This window comes from Longimicrobium sp. (assembly GCA_036389795.1).
Lineage (GTDB): Bacteria > Gemmatimonadota > Gemmatimonadetes > Longimicrobiales > Longimicrobiaceae > Longimicrobium.
The window spans coordinates 1-7,802 of record DASVWD010000088.1; the positions used below are offsets into that span (position 1 = coordinate 1).

The window sequence follows — 7,802 nt, forward strand, 5'->3', positions numbered from 1 at the left end:
CTAGCGGCCCGGCAGCAATCCGTGGTGCTCTCAGGACTCCGGGTCTGACTCAGGAACGGGCTCTCTCGCACCAATGAGCTTACCGACCTCTTTGCCGACGCCACCCGCCCAATTTATGCTCCCACACCCGTTTCATCCTCCCTGGTCGCGCGCAGCGCGGTGGTAGACTCAGGACGACGGCGTGGGGCGTCGCGCCTTCACCTGATCATCTCTCCTCACCCCACCGTCGCGCCGCCGCAGCTGGAGCCGGCGCCGGCGGTGCAGCCGAAGCAGTGGGGGCCCAGCACGATCTCGCGGCGCTCCAGCGCCTCCAGGTCGAAGTCGAAGACGGTGCGGGGGGCGCGCGGGTGCACCGGCAGCTCCAGCATCTGGTTGAAGTCGCAGTCGTAGAGGGTGCCGTCCCACCCGACCGAGAGCGTGTTGCGGCACATCACCCCCGCCGCGGCCGCCGGGTTGAACGCCGCCGCCAGCCGCTCCAGGTACTCCTCCAGCGCGCCCGTCTGCTGCAGGAACTCCAGGAAGCGCGCGATCGGCATGTTGGTGATGGTGTAGAGCGCGTTGAACTCGATGCCGTACAGCCGCAGCAGCTGCCGCCTCCACTCCTGCTCCAGCGCCTTCTGCCCGCCGGGGAGGAAGGTGCCCACGGGGTTGGTCACCAGGTCCAGCACCAGCCCCGTCCCCGGCCTGCCGTACCCCAGCGCGTTCAGCCGCCTGAGCGCCGCCACCGACTCCTCGAACACCCCCTCGCCGCGCTGCGTGTCGGTCCCCTTCTGCCGGTAGTGCGGGAGGCTCGCCACCACGTGCACCCCGTGCTCGGCGAAGAACTCCGGCAGGTACGCGTAGTTCGGTAGCAGGGTGATGGTGAGGTTGCAGCGGTCCATCACCTGCTTCCCCGCGGCGCGGGCGCGGGTCACGATCTCGCGCCAGCGTCGGTGCAGCTCGGGGGCGCCGCCGGTGATGTCGACGGTGGGGATGGCGGTCTGCTCGATGATCTCCAGGCAGCGGTCCACCACCGCGTCGGGCATCATCTCCCGGCGGTCGGGGCCGGCGTCCACGTGGCAGTGGCGGCAGGTCTGGTTGCACCTGCGGCCCACGTTGAGCTGGAGGATCTCGATCCCGGTGGGCCGGAGCGGATGGAGCCCCGCCCCCTCCAGCGCCTCCTCGAAGCTCCGGGCCAGCGGCACGCGCGCCAGCACCGCGCGCTGCTCGCCCGCGTCAGCGAGCGGCAGGCGGCGCTTATGTAAGGTCGGGAGGACGCGATGGGTCGCTGTCATCAAGTGCCCAGTGCCTAGTGCCCAGTGCCCAGGAACTGCGGTCACGAGTGCTCCGGGTGCGCGTTGCGACGGACTCCTGGGCACTTGGGACTGGGCACTGGGCACTGCTGTTTACATCCCCAGCCGTTCGGTGATGTTGCGCATCTGGATGCCGTGCACCAGCGAGGCGCCCCCGCGGATGGCGGCGGCCACGTGCACGGCTTCGGTCATCTGCTCGCTGTCGGCGCCCTTGCGCAGGCAGTCCTGGCTGTAGGCGTCGATGCAGTACGGGCACTGCACCGCGTGCGCCACCGCCAGCGCGATCAGGCTCTTCTCGCGCTCGCTGAGCGCCCCTTCCGCGAAGACGGCGTCGTACCACGCGAAGAACTTCTCCGCCAGCTCCGGCGCGTCCTTGCCGATCTCCCCGAAGCGCGGCAGGTCGTGCGCGTCGTAGTAGTGCGTGTGCATCGTCTCCCGTTTCGTCTTCCTCGTCCGACCGTCGCCGTAGAAACATAACGCCGGGCGCCCGCCCGCGCTTCCACGGACGGATGCCCGACGCTCGATCCCGCTCCACCTCGCGCACGTCGCTGAACAGACAACCGCTTTTCTCACGCAGAGGAAGCAGAGGCAGCGGAGAAAAGCCACGGCAAGCGGTGTGTTCCCTCTGCTAACTCTGCTGACTCTGCGTGAGGCCAGGCTGTTCCAATCTCACCCGCGCTCCACCACCGCGTCCGGGTAGTTCTCCTTGAGCTTCGCGATGAACTTGCGGATGCGGTTGGCGTTGGCGCCCACGTCGCCGCGGCCCACGCGCGAGACGGAGCGGATGTCCACGCGCGAGATCCCCGAGCCGGGCGAGACGCGCACCACCACGTCGTCCACGAAGCCGAACCAGGCGGTCACGTCCACCGCCTCGATCGTCCTCTCCCGGCGATTGGCGGCGGTGACCTCCCACCCCAGGTCGCGCATCGTGCGGTAGGCGGCCGCGTACGCCGAGTCCAGCGGCAACGTCATCAGCACCGGCCCGATGTCGGGGTACGCCTTCCGTTGCTGCGCCGCGATCGAGTCGCCCTCGTACTGCCAGGGGTTGATGTCCAGCGAGTCGCGCAGCTGCCGCGAGAAGGCCAGCGGCGGCGGGTTGGCGAAGTCGGTGGTGATGTCGTGGATCGGCGGGTACTGCCGCGCGCCGCGCCGCCAGTTCCAGGGGACGAGGTACGCCGCCGCGCCCACCAGCAGCGCCACCAGCGCGATGCCGAGCAGCGCCCCGCGCCGGGCCACCAGCGCCGCGGCCACGGCGAGCACGGCGGCCGCGAGCCCCAGCCGGCCCCCCCACTTCATCAGGTCGAAGCCGGTGCGGAAGTGCCACCACCCGAAGCGGGTGCCGGGGCCCCCGCTCGCCACCACCAGCAGGGCGACGACCGCCAGCGCCAGGGCGGCGATCGCCAGGATGCGGTACCAGGGAGGCGGCGCGGGGCCGCGGGCGGGGATGCGGTCGTCGGGAGTCATCGGGCGCCTCGGCGGCGGCGGGTGCGCAGCTTCTTCCAGAGGATCGGCACCAGGGAAAGTAGCCCCAGCAGGGTGAGCGACAAGAGCACGTCGGCCGAGACCAGCTCGCGCGTGGACTCGATGCGCCCCAGCGACTCGCCCACCCAGCAGAAGACGAAGCTCCCCGGGAGAATGCCGATGGCGGTCGCCGCGAAGAAGGTGCGCGTGCTCACCGGGGTGAACGCGGGCACCAGGTTCATCAGCCAGAAGGGGAAGACGGGGACCAGGCGGGTGAAGAGCACGTAGTTGAAGCCGTCCTCGTGGAAGCCGCGCGCCAGTCGCTGCAGCCTGGGCCCCATCTTCTTCCGCATGGACTCGGCGAAGAGGTAGCGGGCGGAGAGGAAGGCCAGCGTGGAGCCCACCGAGGCCGACACCACCACCAGCGCCGTCCCCACCCAGCGCCCGAAGAGGAACCCCACCGCCAGCGACATCGCCAGCCCCACGGGGAAGCTGAGCGCGGTGGCCGCCGTGTAGACCAGCGCCGCGCCCACCAGCATCGCCGCGTAGTTGCGCCGGGTGAAGGCCAGCAGCGCCTCCCGGTGCTCCTTGAGCGCCTCGAAGCTGGCCCAGCGCTGCCCGCCCAGCGCGAAGAAGGCGACCAGACTGCCGAAGATGACCGTCGCCAGCGCGACCTTCTTCCAGTTCACCCGCCGGCGCCGCGGCCGCGGCCCCCCGGCCACGCCGCCCATCACCGACGTGCTCACGCGCGGCGCCCCCGCCCGCCCGGGCGGGGGAAGCGGATCGCGGCGGCCGGGGAGAGTGCGTGCATGCGCGGGCTCCGGTGGCGCTCCACGCCAGGCCGGGACCCGGCGGCGCGGGAGCATCGGAGGAAGGGGCAAGGGGTTACGGCCTGCCAATGTAGTGCGTACGGCCGCGTCCGCAAACGGAATCGTCCGCCGCGGGGCGGTTGATGCCGGCCGCCCGGCGCGCTACTCTGCCGCGTCCACCCGGTCCCAACCCCGTCCCCGGAGGCTTCCCGATGCCGTCTCCCAGCAGCGACCGGCACCACCGCCTGGCGGAGGAGCGCGGGCCCGTCGGCGTGGCGGTCGTGACCGTGAGCGACTCGCGCACGCCCGAGACCGACACCAACGGCGCCTGGCTGCGCGAGGCGATCGCGGCCGCGGGGCACGCCGAGGCCGGCTACCGGCTGATCCGCGACGAGCCCGGGGAGGTGGCGGCGGCGCTGGAGGAGATGACGGCGGGGGAGGCGCGCGTGGTGGTCTTCAACGGGGGGACGGGGATCGCCCCGCGCGACACCACCTACGACGTGCTGGTCCGCACGCTGGAGAAGCCGCTCCCGGGCTTCGGCGAGCTGTTCCGGATGCTCTCGTGGGAGCAGGTGGGCCCCGCGGCCATGCTCTCGCGCGCCACGGCGGGCGTCTACCGGGGCCGCGTCGTCTTCTCCCTCCCCGGCTCCCCCGCGGCCGTCCGCCTGGCCTGGGAGCGGCTGATCGCCCCCGAGCTGCGGCACCTGGCCTGGCTGGTGGAGGGGTGATCCGCAACTGAAAGGTCTCAAACGGAGTCAACGGAGTTAACGGAGAAACCCCTCTGTCGTTCTCCGTTGACTCCGTTTCCTCCGTGTGATGCGCCTTTGCGGAGGATGCGGGAACGCGCGAGATTGCCCAGCACTCGTAAACTTCCATCCCATCTGCAGCAGACGCAGGTCGACCATGCCCCGATCCCGGTTCGTCCGCCGCACGCTTCCGCTCGCCGCCGCGCTCGCCACGCTCCTCGCCGGCTCACCTGACGCGGGCGCGCAGACGCTCTCGCGCGAGGAGCGGCGCATCGTGGAGTACGTGGACGCGCACACCGAGGAGGCCATCGCGCTGCTGGAGCGCCTGGTGAACGTCAACAGCGGGACGATGAACCCCGAGGGGGTGCGCGAGGTGGGGCGCATCCTGGGGGCGCAGCTCGACTCGCTGGGCTTCGAGACGCGCTGGGTGAGCCTGCCCGACTCGCTGCGCCGCGCCGGGCACCTCTTCGCCGAGCGCCGCGGGCGGCGGGGGAAGCGCCTGCTGCTGATCGGCCACCTGGACACGGTGTTCGAGAAGGACAGCCCCTTCCAGCGCTTCGCCCGCAGCGGCAACCTGGCGGGCGGCCCCGGCGTGAACGACATGAAGGGCGGCGACGTGGTGATCGTCTACGCCCTGCGCGCGCTCTCCGCCGCGGGCGCGCTGGGCGACCGGCGGATCGTCGTGGCGCTGACCGGCGACGAGGAGAACCCGGGGCGCCCGCTCTCCATCTCCCGCGCGGACCTGATCGAGGCGGGAAAGCGCAGCGACGCGGCGCTGGAGTTCGAGGGCGGCTCGCGCGACGAGCGGGGGAAGGAGTCGGTGGTGACGGCGCGGAGGAGCGCCAGCGGCTGGACGCTCCGGGTGAGCGCCCGCCCGGGGCACTCGTCGGGCGTGTTCGCGGAAGGGGTGGGGAGCGGCGCCATCTTCGAGGCCGCGCGCATCCTGGACGCCTTCCACCGCGAGCTGCGCGGCGAGCCGTACCTCACCTTCAACCCCGGCGTGATCCTGGGCGGCACCGACGTGCAGTTCGACTCCGCCGAGGGGCGCGGCTCGGCCGCCGGGAAGACGAACGTGATCGCCGCCGGCGCCGTGGTCAGCGGCGACATCCGCACCCTCACCGACGAGCAGCTCCGGCGCACCCAGGAGCGCATGCGCCAGATCGTGGCGCAGAGCCACCCGCAGGCGCGCGCGGAGATCACCTTCGTCGAAGGCTACCCGTCGATGCCGCCCACCGAGGGGAACCGGGCGCTGCTGGGCACCCTCAACGAGGTGAACCGCGCGCTGGGTCTGCCGTCGATGGACGAGAACGACCCCGGCCGCCGCGGCGCCGCCGACATCTCGTTCGTGGCGCCCCACGTCAGCGGGATCGGCGGCTTGGGCGTGCACGGCGGCGGCTCGCACACCGAGCGCGAGACCATCGACCTGGTCACCTTCGCGCAGCAGATCAAGCGCGCCGCGCTGCTGATCTACCGGCTGACCAGATAGTGCGTGAGTGCGGAAGTGCGTGAGTGCGCCTGGCACGGCGGCGGAACGGCGATTGCGCGGCGGGCGACCCCGACTTTCGCGCTTTCGCACTTCGCACTCACGCACTTTCCGAAGATGCAGGACCTGAACTCGAAGCACGACGCCGACGCCGCCCTCGCGGAGCCTTCCGCCATCCTCTTCAAGCACAGCACCCGCTGCCCGATCAGCGCCGGGGCGCGCCAGGAGATGGAGGCGTTCCTGGCCGAGGGGCCGGGGATGCCCGTCTACGCGGTGGACGTGAACGCCCGGACCGAGGTGTCGGACTACCTGGCCGAGCGCACCGGCGTGGAGCACCAGTCGCCGCAGGTGATCGTGCTGCGCGGCGGCCGGCCCGCCTGGCACGCCTCGCGACTCGAGGTGACCGCGGCGGCGCTCCGCGAGCAGGTGGGGAGCGCCGCGGGCGGAGGGTGAGGCGCGAGCGCCGGCCGCACCCCTGGCTGGTGCTGGCCTCGCTCTGGCTGCTGGTCTTCTCGGTCACCAGCCAGACCATGGTCCTGGCGCCGATCCTCCCCCGCATCGCCGAGCAGCTGCGCGTGTCGGAGGCGCGCCTCTCGGTGGTGGCCACCGGGTACGCCGTGGCCGTGGCGGCGGTGGCGCTGGTCGCCGGGCCGGTGTCGGACCACGTGGGCCGGCGGCGCATGCTCCTGGCGGGCGCGGCGGCGATGGCGGTGGGGCTCGCGCTGCACGCCGCGGCGCGCGGGCTGGGCGGGCTGCTGCTGGTGCGCGTGCTCACCGGGGCCGGCGGCGGCGTGCTCACCGGCGCCACCGGGGCGTACGTGGGCGACTACTTCCCGCCCGAGCGGCGCGGCTGGGCCAACGGGTGGGTGATGAGCGGGATGGCCGCCGGGCAGGTGCTGGCCGTGCCGCTGGGGACGCTGCTCGCCGCGCGCTGGGGCTTCCGCGTCCCCTTCCTGGGCTTCGCGGCGGCGATGGCGCTGGCCTGGGCGATGGTGTGGGCCTTCGTCCCTCAGCCGGACGTGGAGCTCTGCCGCGACCGCATCACCCCGCGCTACCTGGCCGGGCACTACCGCGCGCTCGTCCGCCGGCGCGACGCGGCGGCGTCGGTGGGGGTGCAGGCCGGGATCTTCCTGGGAACCGCGCTCTACGTGCTCTACCTCCCCGCCTGGCTGGAGGGCTCGCGCGGCGCCACGGCCGGCGGCACCGCCCTGCTCTTCGCCGCGGGCGGCGCGGCGACCGTGGCCGCCGGGCCGGCGGCGGGGCGGCTGTCGGACCGGCTGGGGAGAAAGCGGCTGGTGCTGGGCGCCAGCCTGGCGCTGGCCGCCGCGATGCTCGCCACCCCGGCGCTGGTGCGCGGGATGCCGGCGGCATACGCGCTGTTCTCGCTGGCGATGGCGCTCTTCGCCACGCGCGCCGCCCCCTTCCAGGCGCTGCAGGCCGAGCTCGTCCCCGACGAGCAGCGCGGCGCGCTGATGAGCCTGTCGATGGCGGCGGGCCAGGCCGGGGCGGGCGTGGGCGGCGCCCTGGCGGGGGCCGCGTACGCGCTCCGGGGCTACCCCGCCACCGCCGCCCTCGCCGCCGCCTCGTCGCTCGCGGTGGCGGCGCTGGTGTGGAAGCTCCTCCCCGAGACCCGGCGGATGCCCGAGTGAGGGATGAACCGCGTGGAACGGCGAACGGGTTTTCGACGTGAGGGGGCGCGTGAGATCTCCGCGGCAGGGATGGTGAAAATCAACCACGTCATGGCTGAAAATCAGCCACCAAATGGTTGATTTCCACGCGCGGGATCGACTCAGGTGGCCTTCGCGTGCAGGCGCCACAGCGCGCTGACCGGGAGGGCGTAGAGGCGGGGGCCGAAGGAGAGGGCCTGGGCGCCGGTGTACAGCACCACGCCGCAGGTGAACCGGTTGCCGAGCAGCTCCGAGAGGTAGGCGAGGTGCCGGAAATCGCGCTCGCCCACGCTGCCGCTCGCCTTCACCTCGATGCCCGCCACGCGGCCGCGCGCGTCCTCGAG

At 72.7% G+C, this 7,802-nt stretch carries 9 protein-coding genes; 4 read left to right on the forward strand and 5 right to left on the reverse strand.

Features of this window, described 5'->3' with window-relative positions; translation table 11 throughout:
- Positions 1–215: 215 nt before the first annotated feature.
- The 4 genes from arsS to VF746_11465 all read right to left on the reverse strand — a co-directional run bounded on the left by arsS (position 216) and on the right by VF746_11465 (position 3,499).
- The gene (arsS, locus tag VF746_11450) at positions 216–1,274 is read right to left on the reverse strand and encodes an arsenosugar biosynthesis radical SAM (seleno)protein ArsS (GenBank protein ID HEX8693029.1); all 1,059 of its coding nucleotides are present in this window, start codon (positions 1,272–1,274) and stop codon (positions 216–218) included.
- Positions 1,275–1,385: 111 nt separating this feature from the next.
- The gene (locus VF746_11455) at positions 1,386–1,721 is read right to left on the reverse strand and encodes an arsenosugar biosynthesis-associated peroxidase-like protein (protein ID HEX8693030.1); all 336 of its coding nucleotides are present in this window, start codon (positions 1,719–1,721) and stop codon (positions 1,386–1,388) included.
- 240 nt (positions 1,722–1,961) lie between these two features.
- Positions 1,962–2,756, reverse strand: a complete 795-nt coding sequence (locus VF746_11460) for a DUF1499 domain-containing protein (GenBank protein HEX8693031.1) — start codon at positions 2,754–2,756, stop codon at positions 1,962–1,964.
- Complete coding sequence (locus VF746_11465; protein HEX8693032.1) at positions 2,753–3,499, reverse strand: TVP38/TMEM64 family protein; 747 nt, start codon at positions 3,497–3,499, stop codon at positions 2,753–2,755. The genes VF746_11460 and VF746_11465 overlap by 4 nt, the downstream gene beginning before the upstream one ends.
- Before the next feature lie 275 nt (positions 3,500–3,774).
- On the opposite strand from VF746_11465, the gene VF746_11470 reads away from it, so the two are divergent.
- The 4 genes from VF746_11470 (at position 3,775) to VF746_11485 (ending at position 7,440) form a co-directional block, all read left to right on the forward strand.
- On the forward strand, positions 3,775–4,290 hold the full coding sequence (locus VF746_11470) for a molybdenum cofactor biosynthesis protein B (protein ID HEX8693033.1): 516 nt from the start codon (positions 3,775–3,777) through the stop codon (positions 4,288–4,290).
- Between the two features lie 175 nt (positions 4,291–4,465).
- Entirely contained in the window at positions 4,466–5,794 is a 1,329-nt protein-coding gene (locus VF746_11475) for a M20/M25/M40 family metallo-hydrolase (GenBank protein ID HEX8693034.1), read from the forward strand.
- Between the two features lie 114 nt (positions 5,795–5,908).
- A complete protein-coding gene (ytxJ, locus tag VF746_11480) occupies positions 5,909–6,244 on the forward strand; it encodes a bacillithiol system redox-active protein YtxJ (GenBank protein HEX8693035.1) in 336 nt (111 codons plus the stop codon).
- Positions 6,241–7,440 (forward strand): MFS transporter, encoded by a 1,200-nt coding sequence (locus VF746_11485; GenBank protein HEX8693036.1) that lies wholly within the window; start codon positions 6,241–6,243, stop codon positions 7,438–7,440. Before ytxJ ends, VF746_11485 begins: the two co-directional genes overlap by 4 nt.
- Before the next feature lie 140 nt (positions 7,441–7,580).
- On the opposite strand, the gene VF746_11490 is transcribed toward VF746_11485, so the two are convergent.
- Positions 7,581–7,802 (reverse strand): hypothetical protein (locus VF746_11490; GenBank protein HEX8693037.1); only part of this gene is annotated, 222 nt, incomplete at its 5' end.

Coding starts and splice junctions, on each gene's coding strand:
- arsS (HEX8693029.1), bottom strand. CDS start 1,274: ATGACAGCGACCCATCGCGTCCTCCCGACCTTACATAAGCGCCGCCTG.
- VF746_11455 (HEX8693030.1), bottom strand. CDS start 1,721: ATGCACACGCACTACTACGACGCGCACGACCTGCCGCGCTTCGGGGAG.
- VF746_11460 (HEX8693031.1), bottom strand. CDS start 2,756: ATGACTCCCGACGACCGCATCCCCGCCCGCGGCCCCGCGCCGCCTCCC.
- VF746_11470 (HEX8693033.1), top strand. CDS start 3,775: ATGCCGTCTCCCAGCAGCGACCGGCACCACCGCCTGGCGGAGGAGCGC.
- VF746_11475 (HEX8693034.1), top strand. CDS start 4,466: ATGCCCCGATCCCGGTTCGTCCGCCGCACGCTTCCGCTCGCCGCCGCG.
- ytxJ (HEX8693035.1), top strand. CDS start 5,909: ATGCAGGACCTGAACTCGAAGCACGACGCCGACGCCGCCCTCGCGGAG.